16 protein-coding genes and 2 pseudogenes are annotated in these 20,694 nt (G+C 69.3%); 8 read left to right on the top strand and 10 right to left on the bottom strand.

The features are described 5' to 3' along the window. Positions 1-4 precede the first annotated feature (4 nt). The 3 genes from F9278_RS04865 (at position 5) to F9278_RS48650 (ending at position 2,413) form a co-directional block, all read left to right on the top strand. Positions 5-1,171: an XdhC family protein gene (locus F9278_RS04865; RefSeq protein WP_152167159.1), complete on the top strand. Its 1,167-nt coding sequence runs from the start codon at positions 5-7 to the stop codon at positions 1,169-1,171. 303 nt (positions 1,172-1,474) lie between these two features. Beyond that, positions 1,475-1,915 carry a helix-turn-helix domain-containing protein gene (locus tag F9278_RS46860; RefSeq protein ID WP_152167158.1) on the top strand — a complete coding sequence of 147 codons (441 nt, stop codon included), beginning with the start codon at positions 1,475-1,477 and terminating at the stop codon, positions 1,913-1,915. Between the two features lie 105 nt (positions 1,916-2,020). Then, the gene (locus F9278_RS48650) at positions 2,021-2,413 is read left to right on the top strand and encodes a LysR substrate-binding domain-containing protein (RefSeq protein WP_152167157.1); all 393 of its coding nucleotides are present in this window, start codon (positions 2,021-2,023) and stop codon (positions 2,411-2,413) included. Positions 2,414-2,603: 190 nt separating this feature from the next. Here F9278_RS48650 and F9278_RS04850 read toward each other — a convergent pair whose 3' ends face one another. The 3 genes from F9278_RS04850 to F9278_RS04840 all read right to left on the bottom strand — a co-directional run bounded on the left by F9278_RS04850 (position 2,604) and on the right by F9278_RS04840 (position 5,327). Beyond that, positions 2,604-3,059 (bottom strand): SsgA family sporulation/cell division regulator, encoded by a 456-nt coding sequence (locus tag F9278_RS04850; RefSeq protein WP_152167156.1) that lies wholly within the window; start codon positions 3,057-3,059, stop codon positions 2,604-2,606. Beyond that, positions 3,059-3,640 carry an NADPH-dependent FMN reductase gene (locus F9278_RS04845; RefSeq protein WP_152167155.1) on the bottom strand — a complete coding sequence of 194 codons (582 nt, stop codon included), beginning with the start codon at positions 3,638-3,640 and terminating at the stop codon, positions 3,059-3,061. The genes F9278_RS04850 and F9278_RS04845 overlap by 1 nt, the downstream gene beginning before the upstream one ends. A 226-nt stretch (positions 3,641-3,866) precedes the next feature. After that, the gene (locus tag F9278_RS04840; protein ID WP_152167154.1) at positions 3,867-5,327 is read right to left on the bottom strand and encodes an MFS transporter; all 1,461 of its coding nucleotides are present in this window, start codon (positions 5,325-5,327) and stop codon (positions 3,867-3,869) included. 449 nt (positions 5,328-5,776) lie between these two features. Between F9278_RS04840 and F9278_RS04835 the strand changes: the two genes are divergently transcribed. Next, positions 5,777-6,466 (top strand): TetR/AcrR family transcriptional regulator, encoded by a 690-nt coding sequence (locus F9278_RS04835; protein ID WP_193241367.1) that lies wholly within the window; start codon positions 5,777-5,779, stop codon positions 6,464-6,466. A 199-nt stretch (positions 6,467-6,665) separates the two neighbouring features. Here F9278_RS04835 and F9278_RS04830 read toward each other — a convergent pair whose 3' ends face one another. Beyond that, on the bottom strand, positions 6,666-8,348 hold the full coding sequence (locus F9278_RS04830; protein WP_226966637.1) for an ATP-binding SpoIIE family protein phosphatase: 1,683 nt from the start codon (positions 8,346-8,348) through the stop codon (positions 6,666-6,668). A 968-nt stretch (positions 8,349-9,316) separates the two neighbouring features. On the opposite strand from F9278_RS04830, the pseudogene F9278_RS04825 reads away from it, so the two are divergent. Beyond that, a pseudogene (locus tag F9278_RS04825) lies at positions 9,317-10,147 on the top strand (IS5 family transposase). Here F9278_RS04825 and F9278_RS04820 read toward each other — a convergent pair. Then, positions 10,065-10,631 (bottom strand): BAR domain-containing protein, encoded by a 567-nt coding sequence (locus tag F9278_RS04820; protein ID WP_226966636.1) that lies wholly within the window; start codon positions 10,629-10,631, stop codon positions 10,065-10,067. The pseudogene F9278_RS04825 and the gene F9278_RS04820 overlap by 83 nt on opposite strands. 281 nt (positions 10,632-10,912) lie before the next feature. Between F9278_RS04820 and F9278_RS04815 the strand changes: the two genes are divergently transcribed. After that, a protein-coding gene (locus tag F9278_RS04815; RefSeq protein WP_404818858.1) for an IS5 family transposase occupies positions 10,913-11,898 on the top strand; the annotation gives its coding sequence in 2 pieces (ribosomal slippage) (positions 10,913-11,320 and positions 11,323-11,898; 984 coding nt in all). 23 nt (positions 11,899-11,921) lie between these two features. Here F9278_RS04815 and exaC read toward each other — a convergent pair. The 5 genes and pseudogenes from exaC to xylB all read right to left on the bottom strand — a co-directional run bounded on the left by exaC (position 11,922) and on the right by xylB (position 18,633). Beyond that, on the bottom strand, positions 11,922-13,445 hold the full coding sequence (exaC, locus tag F9278_RS46855; protein ID WP_226967264.1) for an acetaldehyde dehydrogenase ExaC: 1,524 nt from the start codon (positions 13,443-13,445) through the stop codon (positions 11,922-11,924). A gap of 789 nt (positions 13,446-14,234) precedes the next feature. After that, a pseudogene (locus F9278_RS48645) lies at positions 14,235-14,621 on the bottom strand (GAF domain-containing protein); the annotation flags it as partial. A 328-nt stretch (positions 14,622-14,949) separates the two neighbouring features. Beyond that, positions 14,950-15,549, bottom strand: coding sequence for an N-acetylmuramoyl-L-alanine amidase (locus F9278_RS04805; RefSeq protein ID WP_152167150.1), 600 nt, complete (start codon positions 15,547-15,549; stop codon positions 14,950-14,952). A gap of 254 nt (positions 15,550-15,803) precedes the next feature. Next, positions 15,804-17,012, bottom strand: coding sequence for an ROK family transcriptional regulator (locus F9278_RS04800; protein ID WP_152167149.1), 1,209 nt, complete (start codon positions 17,010-17,012; stop codon positions 15,804-15,806). Positions 17,013-17,187: 175 nt separating this feature from the next. After that, a complete protein-coding gene (gene xylB / locus F9278_RS04795) occupies positions 17,188-18,633 on the bottom strand; it encodes a xylulokinase (protein WP_152167148.1) in 1,446 nt (481 codons plus the stop codon). 145 nt (positions 18,634-18,778) lie between these two features. Here xylB and xylA point away from each other — a divergent pair, with 145 nt between their 5' ends. Further along, positions 18,779-19,945, top strand: coding sequence for a xylose isomerase (xylA, locus tag F9278_RS04790; RefSeq protein ID WP_152167147.1), 1,167 nt, complete (start codon positions 18,779-18,781; stop codon positions 19,943-19,945). A 445-nt stretch (positions 19,946-20,390) separates the two neighbouring features. Continuing rightward, on the top strand, positions 20,391-20,675 hold the full coding sequence (locus tag F9278_RS04785) for a hypothetical protein (protein WP_152167146.1): 285 nt from the start codon (positions 20,391-20,393) through the stop codon (positions 20,673-20,675). Positions 20,676-20,694 lie beyond the last annotated feature (19 nt).

Here is a 20,694-nt window from a genome sequence, read left to right as displayed (position 1 = left end):
CGACATGCTGGACATTGCCCAAGCCCTGCACCCATGGATCGCGCAAGGACGCGACGTCGCCGTGGCCACCGTCGTGGCGGTGAGCGGCAGCACGCCTCGTCCACCCGGCGCCGCGCTCGCCGTCGACGCCCACGGTACGGCGATCGGGTCGGTCTCCGGCGGCTGCGTGGAGGGGGCCGTGTACGAGTTGTGCGAACAGGCCCTGGCTGACGGCGAGACGACGTCGGCACGCTTCGGCTACAGCGACGACGACGCCTTCGCCGTGGGCCTGACCTGCGGCGGAGTCATCGACATCCTCGTCACGCCGGTCCGCTCGGACACTCCCGGACGGAACGTGTACGCCACGGTGCTTGCCGCCGCCGAGGCGGGGGATGCCGTGGCACTGGCTCGGATCACGGACGGGCCGACCGAGGTGATGGGGCACGCTCTTCTCGTACGCCCCGACGGCTCGTACGAGGGTGGCTTCGGCGCCCACCCCGGACTGGACCGCACGGCCGCCGCTGAGGCCCGAGCGCTCTTGGACGCGGGGCGCACCGGGACGGTCACCGTCGGGGCCGACGGCTCGTACTGCGGACGGCCGCTCACTCTGCTGGTCGAGTCGACCGTTCCGGCACCGCGCATGATCGTGTTCGGCGCGATCGACTTCGCCTCGGCGCTGGTGCGGCTCGGCAAGTTCCTCGGTTACCACGTGACCGTGTGCGACGCCCGCCCCGTGTTCGCCACCAGAGCACGGTTCCCGGACGCGGACGAGGTGGTCGTCGACTGGCCGCACCGCTATCTCGCAGCGACCGCCATGGACGGACGCACCGTGCTGTGTGTGCTCACCCACGATGCCAAGTTCGACATCCCGCTCCTGCGGCTGGCACTGCGGCTACCGGTCGCGTACATCGGGGCCCTGGGCTCCCGCCGCACCCACGAAGATCGCCAACGGCGTCTGCGCGATGCCGGAGTCACCGTGGGGGAGTTGGCACGCCTGCGCTCTCCCATAGGCCTCGATCTCGGGGGGCGGACCGCGGAGGAGACCGCACTGTCCATCGCCGCCGAAGTCGTCGCCGCCCGGCGCGGCGGCACCGGCGCGCCGCTGACCGGCGCGCACATCCCGATCCACCACGACGGCCCGGCCAAGCCGCTCGGCGCAACCGCCGCACGGAGCCGTGCGGCCTTGGGCTGAAGCCTCTTACCCGGCCTCGGGACGTACGGCGGCCGGCCGAGACCGCCATCAGAAGACGCCGACATGAGCGACAGCTGCCGCGGCGTCAGGAAAACCGGAGAGCAGGGCGACGATGCCCATCCGGAGGTAGATCGACCGCCGTCAAGGCGAGCAGGACACTGCGCGGTGCGAGGCCGACGTACAGGGTGTCGGGTGTGCCACCCTGGGGGCGAGTCCGCTGCCGCAGGGTGATCAGTACGCCGCTGACCAGGGCCGACGGTCCGGCCAAGGGGAGCATGGTGACCAGCCAGGCCACCACGGCGGGTGCCACGACAACCTCGAAAACCAGCATCACCGTGCACGCGGTCACAGGGCCAGCGGCCTTGCGGCCAGCGGACCGACACCGATGCCGCCGATGCAGCTCACCGAGGTACGCGGTGGCCGTCGCGGTCGTCAGGCCCACCGAGGCCCCCATTGAAGATCCTGGCCACCAGCAGTCCTGGCAGGCCCGCAACGAGCCGTGCTGCGGCTTGCCTCCACCTTGTCCAGTCGGCGTTGTCCGTCTCCATTCGGTCGCTGGAACGGGAGTTGGGCGGCCGGCTGTTCGATCGCACCACCCACCGCGTCGAACTCATCGATGCGGGGCGGGTGCTGCTGGCGGAGGCGCGTAGCGCGCTGAGCGCGGTGGATGCCGCCCGAGACGCCGTCGCTGCTGCGCACGGCGGACTGGGCGGCACCGTGCCGCTCGGCAGACGCACTCGCTGACGTTGATCGACTTGCCGCCGTGCTGACTCGTTACCGCCAGGAACACCCGCAGGTGCAGATCATCCCAAGCGCTGTTATGGGCGGAGTGGTCGAACTGGCCGCCGTGTGCTCGACGGCACGCTCGATCTGGCCTTCGCCGCCCTGCCCGGCGACTATCTGCCCGGCCTGAAGGCACACCCAATAACCTCCGAGCCGATCTTGCCGGCCTGCCCGGACGACCACCCGCTGACCCGGCGCCGGGTCGTCCTGCTCGCTGAACTCGGCGGCGAGAGTTTCGTGGGATTTCCTCCGGATGGGGGACCCCGTTCAGCGCGGACCGGCTGTTCCTGGCAGCCGTGGTGCGTCGGTGATCGCTGTGGAAGACCCCGGTATCCCCACGGTGCTCGAACTGGTCAAGGACAAAAGCGGCTTCGCGTTCTGAGCGTCTCGATGGCCGCGGGCTCACGCCCCGTCGCCCTCCGGCCGTGCGCCCGGAGGCGTGGTGGGAGGTCTCGCTGATCACGGACACCGAGGGCCGCCCGTTCGCGGACGGCCCAGGCGTTCATCGACCTGCTGATCGGCGCCTTCCCACTCGTCCGGCCGCAGCCGCACCGCCCGCTCGGCGAAGGCATCGCGGATCGTCGGGGGTAGCGCGATGCCGCCGAGCCTTCCGTGACGTGGTCGCCGACGGAGACCACGAGCCGTTCCTTCATCGGGTCATGTCCGGCTTGTCAGGGCCGCTGAGAAGTTGCTGGACGGTTCCGTCCATATCCAGATGACGTTCCTCGGTGCCGACCGGCACCACCGCCAGAGTTCTCCGCAGGAAGGCGTCAAGGGATCGCCCCGAGGCCACTACGACAACCGCTTCCTTGTTCCCGCGCGGGCGTAGGCCGATGCATACCTTGCCCAGAGAGGCATGCTGTGACGGCCAGATCTGGACGTCACCGACGCCGACGAGGCGATTCCGTCCGCCCAGGAGGAGATCGCGACCGATGACCCATCGCACCCTCGCGTCAGGGGACGGGTGGAATGTCATGACCACAGCATACGGATCGGCGCTGCTGTATCGCAGATCAACGATCACGGGCTGGTCCACCCCATCTTCGACAAGGAGGTGGACGAGTATCCTGCACACCACCGAAGTGAGATCATCCAGGTTCTCCATCACATCACCACGCGGTCTCTGACCCTGACGGTCTTGAGGGCGAGGGCCCAGGACTCGAGCTGGTCGAACAAGACGGTGGCGGCGGCGCTGTGCTGCTCGCCGGGCTTGAAGACGGAGAAGTCCTCGAAGTCGGTGAACAGCGAGAAGGACAGCTGCTGGCGTACGTGGGCCAGTTGCAGTTCACTGGCAACGGCCCGCAGGTGCTCTTTGGCCCGTGCGCCGCCGAGGGAGCCGTAGGAGACGAAGGCGGCAGCCTTGTTGTTCCACTCTCGGTACAGGTAGTCGATCGCGTTCTTCAGCACGCCGGAGGTGGAGTGGTTGTACTCGGGGGTGACGAAGACGTATCCGTCGAACTCGGTGATCTTCGCCGCCCATGCCTTGGTGTGTTCGTCCTCGTACTGGCCCATGGACGGCGGGATGGCCTCGTCCAGGTGAGGCAGGGGGTAGTCGGCAAGATCGACCGGCTCGTAGTCGGCGCCGGTGCGGGCCGCTGCGCGGGACACCACCCAGTCGGCGACGGCCTTGCCGTTGCGGCCGGGACGGGTGCTGCCGACGATGATGGCGATCTTCAGGTCAGTCATGCGGTGTTCTCCTTGATGGGTTGGTCGGCCGGGTGCCGAATCAGGTCTGAAGGTGGCGCCGATCGAGGCGTTGAGCCGCGGGCGGCGGCCTGCCAGGCGCAACAGTGGTGCGGTGGGAGTGACGGCCCATGTGGCCCGAGACGTGTGTGGGTCTGAAGGGCGCCAGGCTGTGGGCGGCGGTGGCGGCCGCACGACAACACCCTGCGGTGATGGTCGGCCTGCACGACTAGGTCTCCGCCGAGCGGCGGCGAGAGACGAGCACCGTAGCGACGCAGCCCACCACGCCGGTACTCAAGAGCACGCCGGTCGTCAGCAACGCTGCCCTGAGCCCGGATGCTGCCGAACCGCCGTTGTGCAGTTGGCCCACGTAGATGGAACCGAGGATGGCGGGACCGAGCGCTCCACCGAACTGCCTCATCGCCGTGCTGGCCGCGGAGGCCATACCTGCCAGATGCCAGGGGGCCGAATTCACCGACACCACGGTGCCCGAGGTGAGCATCAGTGCGACGGAGACGCCGAACACAGCCAGGCGCCAGGCAAGATCCGGGAAGCTCGTTGAGGTGTCGATGTTCGCGAGCAGCAGTGTTCCCACCGCGCCGATCACCAGACCGGCAGTCAGGACGTGGACCGGCTCGACCATGCCCAAGAGGCGTCCCGCGAAGGGGCTGACCAGCGCGGCTGTTCCTGGAACGAAGATCAGCCTCAGTCCGATCTCCAGTGCGGAGCGAGGCTGCCCACTGCCCAGGTACAGGCTCAGCAGAAACGTGATTCCCACGATGGCGAACAGGGCGATGAGCGACGAAAATGCTGCCACGCTGAAACCCGTCGAGCGGAAGAGACGCAGGTCCATCAACGGAGCTGGGGATCGCAACTCGGACAAGATGAAAGCTGCGACGGACACGGCGCCCACGGCAAAGCCTGCCTGGGCGACAGGCGACCCCCACCCCTGCGCCCCGCCTTCAATGACACCAAAGATGATGGACGCGATACCGATCGTCGCGCTGATCTGCCCGGGCCAGTCCAGCTGCCGACCCACCGCATTCTTCGACTCGGGCAGCGTAAAATGTGCGAATACTCCTGCCGTCACCGCAAGAAGGCCAGTGGGCAAAAATATCCAGCCCAAGTCGGCGAATTCCAGTATTGCGCCACAAATCAACGGCCCCGCAGCGAGACCTCCCACGATTCCGGTCGCCCAAATACTGATGTAGCGCCCGCGTGCACGGGGATCGGGGACTGCGTGCGCAATCAAGGCGAGAGTCGTCGGCAGCAACAAACCTGCCCCCAGCCCCGACACTGCCTGACCTGCCCAAAGTGTCGGAACAGCGGCCGAGCCGAGCAGACTCGCCAGCCCGGCGGTGACCGCACCGATCGCCGTGAGTATCAATCCGATCGAGAAGACGCGCCGTCGCCCGTACAGGTCGCCGAAAACTCCGCCCGACAGAACTGCCGCCGCCATGGGAATCACATAGCTATCGGTCACCCATTGCAATTCCGTGGTGTTCGCGTGGGTGGCCTGGGCAATGGTGGTGAGAGCGCCGCTTACGCCGTTGATGGGCAGGTAGGTCACGAACACGCCGAGGACAGCGATGATGACCGTTTTTCCCACAGGGTTCGGGGAGTCCGGCTTTGCTTTTCTGTGCTTCGCTTTACCTTTTTCACTGGCGGGAAAGGTGGATGTGGAAGCCATTAGGATTCCCCTTTTTGTTAATTCTGTATGAATCGCCGATGCAGGTTGTGTGCAACAGGCGGCGAGCGGGCCGGTCCTCGGGAGGTGGAATTGCCGTTTTGCTGGCCGGACGAGTTGGCGCCTGTCGCGTGGCGCGTAGAGATTGCCGCCGGTGATGGTGCCGAGCCGCTCTTGGGCGGCCGTGTTTGACGTCCTGGGGTCGTGGGTCAGGTTCGGCGGTCGACCCGTAACCGTCCACTGTGTCCGCGCAACAACCGCGACGGTGACTTCGGGTGCCGTTTCAGCGCGTGGGCTAGGTCCGCACGCTGGGTGGCTGCCGGCCGACAGCGGAGCCGCGGATGGTGCGGGCGGGCGTACAGGCCGTCGACGAAGCGCATCACGATCACCGCCTACTCCATCTTATCGAGCTACTTTCAATATAGTGTGCTATATCTGCTAGTGTGTCAACCGTGAGTGATGTGCAAGGTCGACGAGACGGGCAGGCAGGTTCTTCGGGCTCGGCGCGACGGCGCCGGTACAGATCTGCACTGCGCGACGAGCGTGCGGCCGACACGCGTGGGCGCATTGCCGCCGCGGCCCGTGAGCTGTTCGCCACACGAGGGTTCGCCGGTACGACTGTGGCGCTCATCGCCGAGCATGCCGGGGTGGCCACACCAACCGTGTACGCCGTGTTCAGCAGCAAAGGCGAAATCATGCGCGAGCTGGTGAGCCGCCTCGAAACCGAGGCCGACGGTGAAGACTGGCGCGCACGTATCGAGGCCGAGCCTGACCCCCGACGCAAGCTGGAGTGGTACGCGGCATGGCACCGCACCCTGTTCGCCACCGGCCGGGACGTGCTGGCCGCAGCACTCAACGCCGGTGGCGACCCTGCTGTCCTGGACCTACGAGAACAGGGCGACCGCAACGCGCAGGCCTGGCTGGAACCCATCATCGACGCGCTGGCCGCCGCCGACATGCTCGCGCCGGGCCTGACCCAACAGCAGGCCGTCGACCGCGGGTTGATGCTGAGCAGCCTGGAGCTCTACTTCCGCGCCACCAACGGACGCGGATGGTCCGATGAGGCATACCAGCAATGGCTCACCGAGCTGCTCCATCACCAACTGCTGGTCACTCCCGGCGTCCCGGACGGCAAGAACTAGACCCCAATGCGGTGGGTGGTCCACTTGCCGACTTCGTTGGAGGACCGCCGTCGGTAGCCGCTGGGTCGGATGAGTAGGTGGCGGCGAGCCGCCGGTTCTGATGGCCTCGTGGTGATGAATGCGCGAGCAGTGACGACCACCGGCGACCGACGTGGTTGGTCGACGTCCAGGGAGCCCCTGGGCATTTGTTGCTCTCCGGTCATGTGTCTGTCGCGGCGCGCCTTGTCTGGGCAGTGCTATGTGGACGGCCAGGGACCGCTGTGCCGGCCGGATGCGGGAGGCTCTGTTCTGCCCAGATGCACTTGCCGTCGCTGAGGTAGCGAGCGCCCCAGCGGTCGGAGAGGGCTGCTACCAGCTGCAGTCCTCGGCCTCCCTCGTCGGTGTATGTGGCACGGCGGATGCGGGGGGTGGTGAGGCTGCCGTCGTAGACCTCGCAGATCAGTGTCCGGCTGCGCAGCAGGCGCAGGCGTATGGGGCCCTTGGCATGCCGGACGACATTGCCGACGAGCTCGCTGGCCAGGAGTTCGGTGGTCATGACGAGGTCGTTCAGTCCCCAGCCGGCCAGTTGCTCGCGGACGTGTTGGCGGGCCTGTGCGGCTGCCCGGGGATGTCGGGGCAGGCTGTACGTGGCGATGTCGCCGGTGGCCGTGGGCATGGTGCGGGCTATGAGGAGTACCGCGTCGTCGTCGGTTTGTTCATGGTCGGGGAGCAGCGCCGAGAGGACCTGGTCGCACAGGTCGTCGAGGTGTCCGGAGGTGGTGTCCGGGTCTCCGTTCGGGAAGCAGGGCGTCAGGGCCGCGGCGCGGGCCAGAGTCTGCTGGAGCTGGGTCAGTCCCTGTTCGAGGTCCCCGGTGGAGGCTTCGAGAAGGCCGTCGGTGCAGAAGGCCAGGAGGCTTTCCTGTGGCAGTTGCAGTTCGTGCAGAGTGAAGGGCGGTTCGGCCGCGCCCAGAGGCGGGTCGGGGGCCAGGACCGGGCGGTGGACCGTGCCATCACGGTGCAGGACGAGCGGTGGGGGGTGACCGGCGAGGGACAGTGAGAGGGTACGGCTGACGGGGTCGAAGACGGAGTACAGGCAGGTTGCGTAGGAGTCCTGACCGAGCTCGTGGACGATGTCGTTGAGGCGGCTGAGCAGCTCGTCGGGAGGCAGTTCGAGGTCGGCGAGGGTCCGCAGGGCCGTGCGCAGTCGGCCCATGGTGGCCGCTTCGGTGATTCCGTGCCCCATCACGTCACCGATCACCATGGCGACCCGGTCGGCGGACAGCGGGATCACGTCGTACCAGTCACCGCCCACCTGGTCGCCACGGCCTGCGGGCAGGTAGCGCGCTGCCGCGTGGACGGCAGGCAGGTGCGGCAGCTCCCGGGGCAGCAGATCACGTTGCAGCTCCTGCGCGCGGGAGTGTTCACCGTCGTACAAGCGGGCCCGCTCCAGCGCCTGGCCCACCAGACCGCTGAGGGCCATCAACAATGTGCGCTCCTCACCGCTGAAGGAACGAGGCCGGTCGAAGGAGACGACACAGCAGCCCATGGCGCGCCCGGAGCCGATCAGAGGCAGGAACGCCCACGCCTTCTTCGAGGACGCGACCGCCACGTCCGCCATGCCCGGATAACGCCGCCTGAACTCGTCGATCGATCCGATGAAGGCGGGTGTACGTGTGCGGAGCACTTCGGCGTCCACGGAATGGGATGACAGCGGGCGGCCGTCCAGCCGGCGTGTGAATTCCGGTGGAACTCCGACCATGCCGACGAGGCGCAGACGGTTGCCTTCGACGACATCGATCCCCAGCCCGTCGGCGTGGAGGGGAGGCAGGATGTGCCTGGCGACAGCTTCCACGACGTCCTTGGACGTGAGGGCATCGGCGAGCGCTGCGGTCAGTTCGCTCATCAGGACACTCCGCTCGGCCCCGGTCGCCGGACCATCGCCCGGGGGTGCCACCGGCGTGCCCTCCAGGCGCGCAGCGGCCCATTTGGCAAGCGAAAGCAGAAAGGACCGCTGTACCTCCTCCGGCTCGGTGGCCCGTGTGGTGAGCACCGACAACGCACCGACCGGCGCGTCCGCGCCCTCCAGGGGCACCGATGCCGTGCCGGTCGCCCCTACCCCCAAGCTGTCGCTCGCCATCCAGACGAAGGCGCCATGCCGCACGGCGCTTGCGGGAGCCACGTCCTGATCACTGCGTAGATCTCTCCACGCCTCGATGCTTTGCTGGTCAAGGCCCGAGGCCGCAGCAAGGCGCAGCGGGCCGCCGGCGGAACCGCGCCGATGCACCAAGGCGCCCAGGCCGGCCAGACACGTCGTCGCCTGCCGAAGAGCCAGCGCCAGCGTCTCCGCGTCAGAGCGCAATTCCGGCGAAGCTGCCATGAAGCTCAGCTCCGCCGACTTCGGCCACTCGACGCGACCCCCAGGTGCGGCATCTCTGGCAGCCACGACACCTCCTGCTCACCCAAATTTTGGGGCATGACCCTAAAATATCCCTAAATCAGGTAAAAAGGGTAATCCCTCGTGTCAGCCTTCACCCCCTTCACGACTCATCGCGAACTGCTTGACGTGGCGGCGTTATGGGCCTCGCTGCCGTTAGCGCGGTGTTCAGTGCGTTGTGGCAAACCGGATCTTGTTCGGGCGGCAGTGGGTGATCGTCTGGACGGAGGTTCGGGTGCGGTCGCGGGCATGAGAGAACGGGCCCCTTGGTAGTGACGCGGTTACGACACCAGCACGACCGAGGAAGCCCGTTGCCTGATCAGTTCAGCAGTATCTCTGTGCATGCGTCCACCGCGGTCACTCTTGGGTGTGACTGCTACGTGCACCGGTTCGGTTCGCTCGCTCCGGGACGGCGGGCAGGCTGCTGTCCGAGTGACATGACGGATGCGGAGTGGGCCGAGGTCCGCTCCGCGGTGCCAGTGCCGGCCTGGCTGCTCAAGCAGGGCGGGCGTCCGGAGGCGTACTGCCACCGGACAATGCTCGACGCGGTGCGCTATCTGGTCGACAACGGTATGAAGTGGATGGCCATGCCGGTCGACTTCCCGTACTGGCGGGCGGTCTACGACTTCTTCCGCCGCTGGCGGACCTACGACTACGTGCGTGAGCTGTACGAACGCCTGCGACGTTCGGCGAGGGAACGCTCAGGGCGCAACGCCGAGCCCAGTGCCGGAGTCATCGACAGTCAGTCGGTGGACGCCTCCGAGACCGTCGGCGAGGACAGTCGCGGATACGACGGCGGGAAGTCACGTGACGGGCGCAAGCGTCACATCCTGACCGACACCGAGGGCCTGCTCCTCGAGGTCACCGTGACCACGGCCGATGTACACGACTCCAAGGCCGCCCCCGCACTGCTGGAGACGTTCATGGACCAGCCGGGACGGCTGCTGCAACTGGTGTGAGTCGACAGCGCCTACCAGGGTCCGGCGCTGGCGAAAGCGTTCGCCCGCCACGGAGTCCGGACCGAGGTCGTGCGCCGCTCCGACGGCCAACGCGGATTTGTCGTACTGGCCCGCAGGTGGGTCGTGGAGCGCACGCTGAGCTGGCTCTCCCGCTCACGCCGCCTCAACCGCGACCACGAACGCCGCCCCGACCACCACGCCCAGATGGTGTGGTGGGCCGCCGTGATCAGACTGTCCCGGCGCCTGGCCGCAGACGCTCCGCGCCGGCCGGAGAAGCGTCCCGGCCGACTACTCCGGGCTCGGGCATGAACCGTCCGTCCTTCGCCCGCACCAGCCAGCCCCGCTTCTCCAGCACATAGGCACGGTGCCGGATCTTCTCCACCTCGTTCTTGATCTCCGCTTCCCGGCCCACCGCCCGCGTCAGCTCCACCCCGTTCACCGGCCCCGAAGCGGCCACCACCGCGGCGAACACCTCCCGATACAGGCCGCCGAGCACCTCCTCACCCATGCCCGAGCGCCACACCGGCGGCCGCTCACCATGCCCCGCGCCGGAGCCGCCCGATCCCACGGCGGCAGCCATCTCACCATCAGACGGCACCGGAACCGGCGTATTCACCGGGCTCTCCCCGGCCAGCACCGACACAAGCTCCTCACGCCCCACCCGGGCCCGCTCGACCCGCTCCCGCGCGGCATCCACCTCCGCCTGAGCCTGCTCCAGGACCTCCGTCCAGGACTCCAGATCCTGCCTCGCCCGCGCCTCACGCTGTTCCATCAACCCCAGCACCGACGGCATCGCACCCTCCTCGATCAACAACAAGCCGCCCGCTGCCTGCCCCTACCTCAGGGCGATCACGCCCCGCGCACGAAGAAGCCCCTGCTCATCGAACAGGGACTCCCTTTGCCACAACGCACTCAGTCGGTCCCTGCTCTGGGCGGGCCGAGAGGAAGGCGCCTGGCAGGCAAAAGCCCAGGTCAGGCGCCTTTCCGTATGCGTCTAGGGCCTGTCTGGAGTTTGGATCAGGAGTTCGGTAGATCGCCTGCGCGCGAGGGCTCGGTCTTGATAGGCCATCAGTCATGGCGCGAGGCGATCTCACCGATGAGCAGTGGGCCCTGATCGAGCCGCATCTCCCGATTGCCGCGGTTGGTCCCATCCCTGACCTGCGGAAACACTTCAACGCGGTGATGTGGCGGTTCCGGACGGGTAGCCCCTGGCGTGACCTGCCGACCGAGTTCGGGCCCTGGCAGAGCACGTACGACCGCTTTCGGATCTGGGCGAGGCGGGGCGTTTTCCAGGACCTGATGCAAACAGTGATCGCTGAGGCCGCCGCCCGCGGCCAGGCCGACTTGGGCCTGGTCAGCGTGGACTCTGCGACCGCCCGGGCCCATCATCACGCCGCCGGGATGGCCCTGGACCCCGAGCAGTTGGCGGCCTTGGAAATGGCCGTCGAGGCCGAAAAGGGGGCGAGGGCAAGGCACAAAGAACGCAGGACGGACAGGCTGAGGATGAGGCGCGCGTCGAGCGGCGACGGGTCCGCCGACGACACCGGGCCCGGTTGAAAGCCGCCGAGCTGGGGCGTTCCCGGGGCGGACTGACGAGCAAGATTCATGTGGCGGCTGACCGACGCTGTCGCCCGCTTGCGTTCGTCCTCACGCCCGGGCAGGCCGGTGACAGTCCGCAGTTCGCCCCGGTCCTGGAACGGGTGAAGGTGCGCGGCCCGATCGGGCGCCCGCGGACCCGGCCGGATGCGGTGGCCGCGGACAAGGCGTATTCGTCCCGACGCAACCGCCGCTACCTGCGACGACGCGGGATCCGAGCCGTGATCCCGGAGAAGGTCGACCAGGCCGCGAACCGCAAGAAGCGTGGCAGCGCCGGCGGCCGGCCAGTCTCATATGACGCGACGCTCTACAAAGAGCGCAACACCGTGGAACGGTGCATCAACCGGCTGCGGAACTGGCGCGGTATCGCTACCCGGTACGACAAGAACCCGGAGAGTTACGAGGCCGGACTGCACCTGTGTGGTGCGATGCTCTGGCTCCGTAGCATCGCACCACACTTGTGATCCGAACTCCAGACAGGACCTAGCTAGAAGAAGCCCAGCTTCTTCGGCGAGTCTGACACCAGAAGATTCTTGGTCTGCTGGTAGTGGTCCAGCATCATCTTGTGCGTCTCGCGGCCGATGCCCGAACCCTTGTAGCCGCCGAACGCGGCGTGGGCCGGGTAGGCGTGGTAGCAGTTGGTCCAGACGCGGCCCGCCTGGATCGAACGGCCCGCGCGGTAGGCGGTGTTGGTGTCCCGCGTCCAGACCCCCGCGCCCAGACCGTACAGCGTGTCGTTGGCGATCTTGATGGCGTCGTCGAAGTCGTTGAACGACGTCACGGAGACCACCGGCCCGAAGATCTCCTCCTGGAAGATCCGCATACGGTTGTCGCCCTCGAAGATCGTCGGCTGGACGAAGTAGCCGCCCTTCAACTCACCGTCGTGCTCGATCCGTTCACCACCGGTGAGGACCTTCGCACCCTCCTGCCGGCCGATGTCCAGATAGGAGAGGATCTTCTCCAACTGGTCGTTGGACGCCTGCGCGCCGATCATGGTGTCGGTGTCCAGCGGGTGCCCGGTCTTGATCTGCTCGGTGCGGGCGACGGCCGCCTCCATGAACTCGGCGTAGTTGCCACGCTGCACCAGCGCCCGCGACGGGCAGGTGCACACCTCGCCCTGGTTGAGCGCGAACATCGTGAAGCCTTCGAGGGCCTTGTCGCGGAAGTCGTCGTTCGCCGACCACACGTCGTCGAAGAAGATGTTCGGCGACTTGCCGCCGAGTTCGAGGGTCACCGGCGTGATGTTCTCCGAGGCGTACTGCATGATCAGCCGCCCGGTCGTCGTCTCGCCCGTGAACGCCACCTTCGCCACCCTCGGACTCGACGCCAGCGGCTTGCCGGCCTCCACCCCGAATCCGTTGACGATGTTCACCACACCCGGCGGCAACAGGTCCGCCACCAGACTCATCCAGACATGGATGGACGCCGGGGTCTGCTCGGCCGGCTTGAGCACGACCGCGTTCCCCGCCGCCAGCGCGGGCGCCAGCTTCCAGGTCGCCATCAGGATCGGGAAGTTCCACGGGATGATCTGGGCGACCACACCCAACGGCTCGTGGAAGTGGTACGCCACCGTGTCGTCGTCCAGCTCCGCCAGCGAACCCTCCTGCGCGCGGATCGCCCCCGCGAAGTAACGGAAGTGGTCGATGGCGAGCGGGATGTCGGCGGCCAGCGTCTCCCGCACCGGCTTGCCGTTCTCCCAGCTCTCCGCGACCGCCAGCTTCTCCAGATTCGCCTCCATCCGGTCGGCAATCTTCCGCAGGACATCCGAACGCTCGGTCACGGACGTACGGCCCCAGCCGGGCGCTGCCGCGTGCGCCGCGTCCAACGCGCGCTTCACGTCCTCGCTCGTACCCCGCGCGATCTCCGTGAACGGCAGCCCGTTCACCGGACTCGGGTTCTCGAAGTACAGCCCCCGCGCCGGCGGCACGTACTCGCCGCCGATGAAGTGGTCATAACGTGCCTCGTAGGAGACGACCGCACCATCCGTACCGGGCGCTGCGAAACGGGTCATGAATACCTGCCTCCCGAGAAGCGCCACCCGCCGTTGGGCAGCTCTCGCGAGCAGGCTAGAAACTCGAATGTTGCAACGACGTTGCGCCCCCGCCCCGCCCCGCCCCAGCCCGTTGAGGGACCTCCCGACCTCCCGACCTCCGCACGGATGCCGAAGGCGTCCCCACTCCGCTGGGGCCGACAGTTCCGATTCCAGTTCGCGCAGTCGGGACCGTGCGGCCGGTGTGGGGTGCACGGCCGTGAGCGCTCGCCATACCTCCAGGTCGTCCTCGCCCCAGGGGGCGTGTGCCCAGTCCGCCAGGAGGTCGGGGTCGCGGCGGGCTATCAGGGCGGTACGCAGCCCGTCGGCGAGCCTGTGCCGCAGTCGTACGACGGCGGGTGCCTGGGAACCCGGCAGCAGCGGACCCGCGTACGCCGACGCGGCTGCCGTCACCGCGCCCGTCTCCAGCCACCGTTCCACGACCGCCACATCGGACTCGACGGGAACCGTGAGCCGATACGGCCGTGACCCCAGCAGTCCCGGCCCGAGCAGTCGGCGCAGCCGGGCCAGTTCGGCTCGTAGCGTCACCGGTGTCACCGACTCGTCCTCGTACAGCGCGCAGAGCAGCTCGTCCCCGGAGAGTCCTTCCGGGTGCCGCGCGAGCAGCACCAGGATCTCGCTGTGCCGGCGGCTGAGCCTGATCTTCCGTCCGCCGACGACGAGTTGGGCCTCGTCACGGCCCAGAGCCACCAGGTCCAGCGTGTCCGCCGCGGCCCCGGGCGGGGTGAGCAGGGCGAGTTGGGACTCGGCGGCCCTGGCCACCGCCTGGACGAAGCCGAGGCTGTGCGGATGCGCCAGGCCGTCCCCGCCGGTGATGTCGACCGCGCCGAGCACCCGCCCGGTGCGGGGATCGTGCACCGGCGCCGCCGCGCACGTCCACGGCTGCACCCGCCGTATGAAGTGCTCGGCCGCGAACACCTGCACCGGCCGGTCCACGGCGACCGCGGTGCCGGGCGCGTTCGTCCCGACCGCGGACTCCGCCCAGCGCGCCCCCGGTACGAAGTTCATCCGGTCCGCCCGCCGTCTGGTCGCCGCGTCCCCCTCCACCCACAGCAGTCTGCCCTGCGCGTCGCACACGGCCAGCAGGTGCTCGCCGTCCGACGCGAACGTGCCCAGCAGTTCGCGGACCAGGGGCATCACCCGGGCCAGCGGATGCTCCGCGCGGTACGAACCAAGGTCGCCGTCCATCAGTTCCACACGCGCGGTGCCCTCGGGCCCGACGCCCGCCCTCGCCGAACGCCGCCACGAGTCCGCCACGACGGAGCGCACCGGTCGTGCCATCGTGCCCTGCTGTGTGAACGCCTCATGCGCGCGGCGCAGCACCCGCACCCGTTCGACGGGGTCGGCTCCGGGCTCCAGAGCCACCCATGGATCGGTCAACTCGGCCTCCCGGAAAAGCGCTCATGGCTGGAACCATCGTCACCGCCGGACCCGCACCCCGACAAGCCACGCGCCCGCTACAACCTCAGCCGGTGTTCACCAGGCGTATGTAGCGATCCCAGTCCCAGTGCGGCCCCGGATCGGTGTGATCGGTGCCGGGCACCTCGTGGTGGCCGATGATGTGGGCGCGGTCCTTCGGTATGCCGTACGTGTCGCAGATCGCCGCGGTGAGGGCCGCCGACTGCTCGTACATGGCGGCGGTGAAGTACTCGGGCCGGTCCACCCAGCCCTCGTGTTCGATGCCTATGCTTCGCGCGTTGTAGTCCCAGTTGCCCGCGTGCCAGGCGATGTCGTGCTCACGGACACACTGGGTGACCCGGCCGTCGGCCGATCTGAGCAGATAGTGGGTGGAGACCTGCTTCGCCGGGTTCCAGAAGACGGGCAGGGTGTTCTTGTACGTCGTCTGTGTCACGTGGATGATCACCAGGTCGATGGGCCGGTCGGTCGGGCGGTCGGCCGCGGTGTAGTTGGCCGCGCTCGCCGGATCCCAGCGGGCGGGAGTGCGGTCGGGGGGTGGTGACTGGGCGCCGGCCCGGGGGCTCGGGAGCAACGCGTAAGGGATCGCGGCGAGGGCGGTGCCCTGCAGCAACAGCCGCCTGCTCGGCAAGGGCCTGGTTCGCTCCATCCGGGTCCACCTTTCTCGAGGTCATGGACGGCGTGCTGGGGCCGTCATGGTCGAAGACGCATCCGCAGGTCGAATGGCTGCGCCTCACGTGAATCACGGTACGGCGATCATCGATCGAGCCGTTCGAGCATGCGAAAAACGGTGGAAAAGCGGCGAGTTGTGGATAACTTCGTCACCCGGAAGAGGGAAGAGGAAGGAGGTGGGAAGAGGGAAGTGGCCAGGTCGGCTTGTGGCCGGTGTCCGTGCCGACGGTGCTACGGCCGCACCCCGACCGTCGCCGGATCGTCCAGTACGGCTCGGACGACCGAGTGCGCCGCGCCCAGCAGTGGCCCCTCGGAACCCAGTCGGGACACGGTCACGGCACAGGCCGGACCGGCTGTCCGCCGCGCCAACTCCCGCTCCAGCGAGGGCAGCAGCCAGGGCGCGAGGGCGGCCAGGGCGCCGCCCAGCACCACGGTCTCCGGGTCCAGCAGATTGACCGCGCCGGTCAGCGCGATGCCGAGTGCCGTGCCGGCGCCGCGCAGGGCCCGGTGGACGTCCTTGTCACCGGCGGCGGCCTGTTCGGCGAGGAACTCGACGCCGTGTGAGCCCGGTTCGAGCCCGGCCGCCCGCAACACGGCCTCCTCGCCGGCGTACTGCTCCAGACAGCCGCGTCCCCCGCAGGCGCAGTCGGGCCCCTCCGGCCGTACGGGAACATGTCCCAGCTCGCCGGCGAAACCGCGGGTGCCGCGGAGCAGTCGGCCGTCCACGACGACGGCGCCGCCGATGCCGATCTCCGCGGAGACGTGCAGGAAGTCGGATGGTGTGCCGTCGCCGAGCCAGAGTTCGGCGAGGCCACCGAAGTTGGCCTCGTTGTCGACGGTCACCGGCAGGCCGCCGGGCAACAGGGCGCCCAGGTCGGTGTCGTGCCAGTCGAGGTTGGGGGCGCGGACCACGGTCCGGGCGTCGCCGGACACCAGTCCGGGCACGGCGACCGCGAGTCCGGCGGCCCACAGGCCCTCGCCCTCCGCCTCGGCGACGACTCGCCGGACCAGTACGGTCAGTTCGTCGATGACCGGTTCGGGTGCCCGGCCGCGGTTGGTGCCGTGCCGTACCGCCCGCGCTCGTACTTCGCCGCGCAGGTCCACGGCGCAGACCGCGAGGTGGTCGACCCCGATCTCCGCGCCGATGCCTGCGGGTCCGCGCCCGCTGAGGGCGAGCGCCGAGCCGGGGCGCCCGACCCGGCCGGGGCGTTCGGGACCCAGTTCCTCCAGGAGGCCCGAGCGGATCAACTCGTCCACCAGCGTCGACACGGCGGCCCGGGTCAGGCCGATGCGCGAGGCGACGGCGGCCCGCGACAAGGGCCCCTCGGCGTTGACGCTGTGCATGACCCGGGAGAGGTTGCGGCGGCGCATGCCCTGCTGGTTGTCGGGCACACGACGGCCGGAGCCGCCCGCGTGGGTCTCGTGCAGTGGTGCGGTCATGCCTCCCTCGGCTCCCGTCGCTGTGTCCTGGTGGGTGTCCTGCGGACCATGCAGATCATGCCGGAATCGGATTTTCCCACGTCGGACACCCCCTGGCCCGATCAGCTGCCATCCGATCGGCCGCTCCCGGTGTGCCGGCGCCCGATCGACTGCGTCCCGATCGACTGCTTTCCGGTCAGATGCCGCCCGGTCCGCGCTCCAGCAGCGGTGCCGCGTCGGAGAGGACGCCGGAGATCCTGGCGAGTGTCGCCTCGTCCCGCTCCACGGCCTCCAGCACCGGCCCCCGCGTGGTGTCCCAGCGGCGGGCGACCGCGGCCGGGTCCTCGCCCGTGAGCAGTCCGGCGGCCTGCGCGGCGGCGCCCAGCGCCACGAGTTCCTTCGCCTCGGGGACCTGCACGGCCCGCCCCGACAGCCGGCGCACGGTCTCTTGCCAGGCCGTGCCCCGCGCGCCCCCGCCGATGAGCAGCAGCGGCGCGGAGGTGTCCGCGTCGGCGTCGAGCACCAGGTCGAGGGCGCCGAGCAGGGAGTGGACGGCGCCGTCGTACGCGGCCTGGAGCAGCTGTCCGCCGGTCGTGTCGTGCCGCAGTCCGTGCAACAGGCCCGAGGCGTGCGGCAGGGCCGGGGTGCGCTCGCCGTCCAGGTAGGGGAGGAGGGTGACGCTCGTGCCGGGCTCCACGGCCTCGCGGTCCAGGCCCAGCAGCGCGGCGACCCGGTCGACGGCCTGGGTGCAGTTCAGGGTGCAGGCCAGCGGCAGCCAGTCGCCGTGCGCGTCGGCGAAGCCCGCCACCGTGCCGGTCGGGTCCGCGGGGCGGTGCCGGGAGACGGCGTACACCGTGCCGGAGGTGCCGAGGCTCAGCACGGGGGTGCCGGGGCGCAGCCCGAGTCCCAGCGCGGCGGCGGCGTTGTCACCCGTACCGGCGGCGACCAGGGTGCCCTTGGCGAACGGCAGCTCATGGGCGTCCCGTACGGTCCCGGCGACCTCGCCCGGCCGGACGACACGGGGCAGCAGCGCCGGGTCCAGTCCCACATGGGCGAGGACCTCCGCGTCGTACGCCTCGGTAGTCGAAGCCCACCACCCCGTGCCGGAGGCGTCGCCGCGGTCGGTCGTGCCCTGGCCGGTGAGGCGCTCGGTGAGGTAGTCGTGCGGCAGACGCACGGCGGCGGTCGCACGGACCGCGTCGGGCTCGTTCTCGGCCAGCCAGGCCCACTTCGTGACGGTGAAGGACGGGCCCGGCACACTGCCGGCACGCTCCGCCCAGGCCTTCGTGCCGCCCAGTTCCTCCACCAGACGGGCGGCCTGCGGTGCCGAGCGCACGTCGTTCCACAGCAGCGCCGGACGGACCGGCTCGCCCCGGGCGTCGAGGGTGACGAGGCCGTGCTGCTGGCCGCCGATCGACACCGCCGAGGCCTCGCGGGCCGCCTCCCCGCACTGGTGCAGGGCCTCGCACAGCGCGCCCCACCACTGGCGGGGATCGCTCTCCCGTCCCGCGCCGGAGGACACGGTGTGCGACGCCTGCCCGCTCGCCACCACCCGTCCCGTCGACGCGTCGACGACCAGGGCCTTGGTGGACTGTGTGGACGAGTCCACACCGACGACGAGCGGACCCTCGGCTGCTGACATCGGGCTCTTCCTCTCACACGGCTCGTGACCGCGGCTGACGCGGCCGACGTCTCCGTCCGGCTACATCTTGCCTTCCCAGAGACGCGTCCGCATACTAATTTGTAAATCGCCATGACGAAATAGTCGGAGCGCAAGGAGCCGCGGCATGAATTACCAGCCCACCCCCGACGACAGGTTCACCTTCGGCCTGTGGACCGTCGGCTGGCAGGGAAGGGACCCGTTCGGCGACGCCACCCGGCGCGCCCTCGACCCCGTCGAGTCGGTGCAGCGTCTGGCGGAGCTCGGCGCCTACGGCGTGACCTTCCACGACGACGACCTGATCCCCTTCGGGTCCTCGGACAGCGAGCGCGAGGAGCACGTCAAGCGGTTCCGCGCCGCCCTGGACACGACCGGTATGACCGTGCCGATGGCCACCACCAACCTCTTCACGCATCCCGTCTTCAAGGACGGCGCGTTCACCGCCAACGACCGCGACGTCCGCCGGTACGCGCTGCGCAAGACGATCCGCAACATCGACCTGGCGGTCGAACTGGGCGCCAAGATCTACGTCGCCTGGGGCGGCCGGGAGGGCGCCGAGTCCGGTGCCGCCAAGGACGTCCGGGACGCGCTCGACCGCATGAAGGAGGCCTTCGACCTCCTCGGCGAGTACGTGACCTCCCAGGGCTACGACCTGAAGTTCGCGATCGAGCCCAAGCCGAACGAGCCGCGCGGCGACATCCTGCTCCCCACGGTCGGTCACGCCCTGGCCTTCATCGAGCGCCTGGAGCGCCCGGAGCTGTACGGCGTCAACCCCGAGGTCGGCCACGAGCAGATGGCCGGGCTGAACTTCCCGCACGGCATCGCCCAGGCCCTGTGGGCGGGCAAGCTCTTCCACATCGACCTCAACGGCCAGTCCGGCATCAAGTACGACCAGGACCTCCGCTTCGGCGCGGGCGACCTGCGCTCGGCCTTCTGGCTCGTCGACCTGCTGGAGAGCGCCGGCTACGCGGGCCCGAAGCACTTCGACTTCAAGCCGCCGCGCACCGAGGACTTCGACGGCGTGTGGGCGTCGGCCGCGGGCTGCATGCGCAACTACCTGATCCTCAAGGAGCGTGCGGGCGCCTTCCGTGCCGACCCGGCGGTCCAGGAGGCCCTGCGCGCGGCACGGCTGGACCAGCTGGCCCAGCCGACGGCCGCCGACGGCCTGGAGGCCCTGCTCGCGGACCGTACGGCCTTCGAGGAGTTCGACGCCGAGGCCGCCGCCGCTCGCGGCATGGCCTTCGAGCAGCTCGACCAGCTGGCGATGGACCATCTGCTGGGCGCGCGCGGCTGATCACGCGCGCGTGGGAGGCCCTTTCCGCCCGAAGCGATCAGGGCTCCCCCCCCATTCGGCCGACATCGGTATCGGCCGACTCTTGCGCCTCTCCCGATCGATCCCTGCGCGGAGTTCTCCGGAATCGTGCGATCCATGGCATGAGTCCGTATCAACTCCCGTGCAGGGCTCGCGCCCTGGCCGTTTCGCGGCGACTCTGGACGGTATGGGCATGCCGCCGCCACCGTCCCAGCCGCCCCGGCCCCCGGACGGCACACCGCCGTCGAACGGCTCAGGGTTCGGCCCGCCACCAGGGGGCTACGGCCCGCCGTCGGGCTGTCCGACCGGGGGAGGTGGTGGCTACCAGCCCCCGGGTCAGGGCGGGGGCTGGCAGCCACCCGACCCGCCCGGCGGACCATCCCCGGGCGGGCCACCTCGCGGTGGACGCCGCGAAGGCGTCCTCCTCGTGCTCGTCGCGATCATCGTCGTCGGGGCCGTCGTCGCCGTGGTGCTGGCGACCACCGGCGGCGACGGATCGCCGGACGAGAAGCCCTCGGGCGGGACGAGCGACGGTACGAGTCCTTCGCCCACCCCGTCGCTGAGCCTCCCGTCCCGATTGCCCAGCGACCTTCCCTCGCTGCCCTCGGGCTTCCCGAGCGACCTGCCCAGCGGCTTTCCGAGCGAACTCCCCAGCGGCTTTCCCAGCGACCTGGACTCGCTCTTCCCGGCCCCTGCCGGCGACACCGGATGAGGAAGACCGTCCGGCCGCC

It is taken from the genome of Streptomyces phaeolivaceus, assembly GCF_009184865.1.
GTDB classification, from domain to species: Bacteria; Actinomycetota; Actinomycetes; order Streptomycetales; family Streptomycetaceae; genus Streptomyces; species Streptomyces phaeolivaceus.
The sequence above is the reverse complement of the archived record's forward strand: the minus strand, read 5'-3'. Positions and strand labels throughout refer to the sequence as shown.

What these genes read in the sequence shown, in the direction of transcription:
- F9278_RS04865 (WP_152167159.1), top strand. Translation starts at nt 5, where the DNA reads ATGCTGGACATTGCCCAAGCCCTGCACCCATGGATCGCGCAAGGACGC.
- F9278_RS04850 (WP_152167156.1), bottom strand. Translation starts at nt 3,059, where the DNA reads ATGGAGAACCTGGATGATCTCACTTCGGTGGTGTGCAGGATACTCGTC.
- F9278_RS04845 (WP_152167155.1), bottom strand. Translation starts at nt 3,640, where the DNA reads ATGACTGACCTGAAGATCGCCATCATCGTCGGCAGCACCCGTCCCGGC.
- F9278_RS04840 (WP_152167154.1), bottom strand. Translation starts at nt 5,327, where the DNA reads ATGGCTTCCACATCCACCTTTCCCGCCAGTGAAAAAGGTAAAGCGAAG.
- F9278_RS04830 (WP_226966637.1), bottom strand. Translation starts at nt 8,348, where the DNA reads ATGAGCGAACTGACCGCAGCGCTCGCCGATGCCCTCACGTCCAAGGAC.
- F9278_RS04820 (WP_226966636.1), bottom strand. Translation starts at nt 10,631, where the DNA reads ATGCCGTCGGTGCTGGGGTTGATGGAACAGCGTGAGGCGCGGGCGAGG.
- exaC (WP_226967264.1), bottom strand. Translation starts at nt 13,445, where the DNA reads ATGACCCGTTTCGCAGCGCCCGGTACGGATGGTGCGGTCGTCTCCTAC.
- F9278_RS04805 (WP_152167150.1), bottom strand. Translation starts at nt 15,549, where the DNA reads ATGGAGCGAACCAGGCCCTTGCCGAGCAGGCGGCTGTTGCTGCAGGGC.
- F9278_RS04800 (WP_152167149.1), bottom strand. Translation starts at nt 17,012, where the DNA reads ATGACCGCACCACTGCACGAGACCCACGCGGGCGGCTCCGGCCGTCGT.
- xylB (WP_152167148.1), bottom strand. Translation starts at nt 18,633, where the DNA reads ATGTCAGCAGCCGAGGGTCCGCTCGTCGTCGGTGTGGACTCGTCCACA.
- xylA (WP_152167147.1), top strand. Translation starts at nt 18,779, where the DNA reads ATGAATTACCAGCCCACCCCCGACGACAGGTTCACCTTCGGCCTGTGG.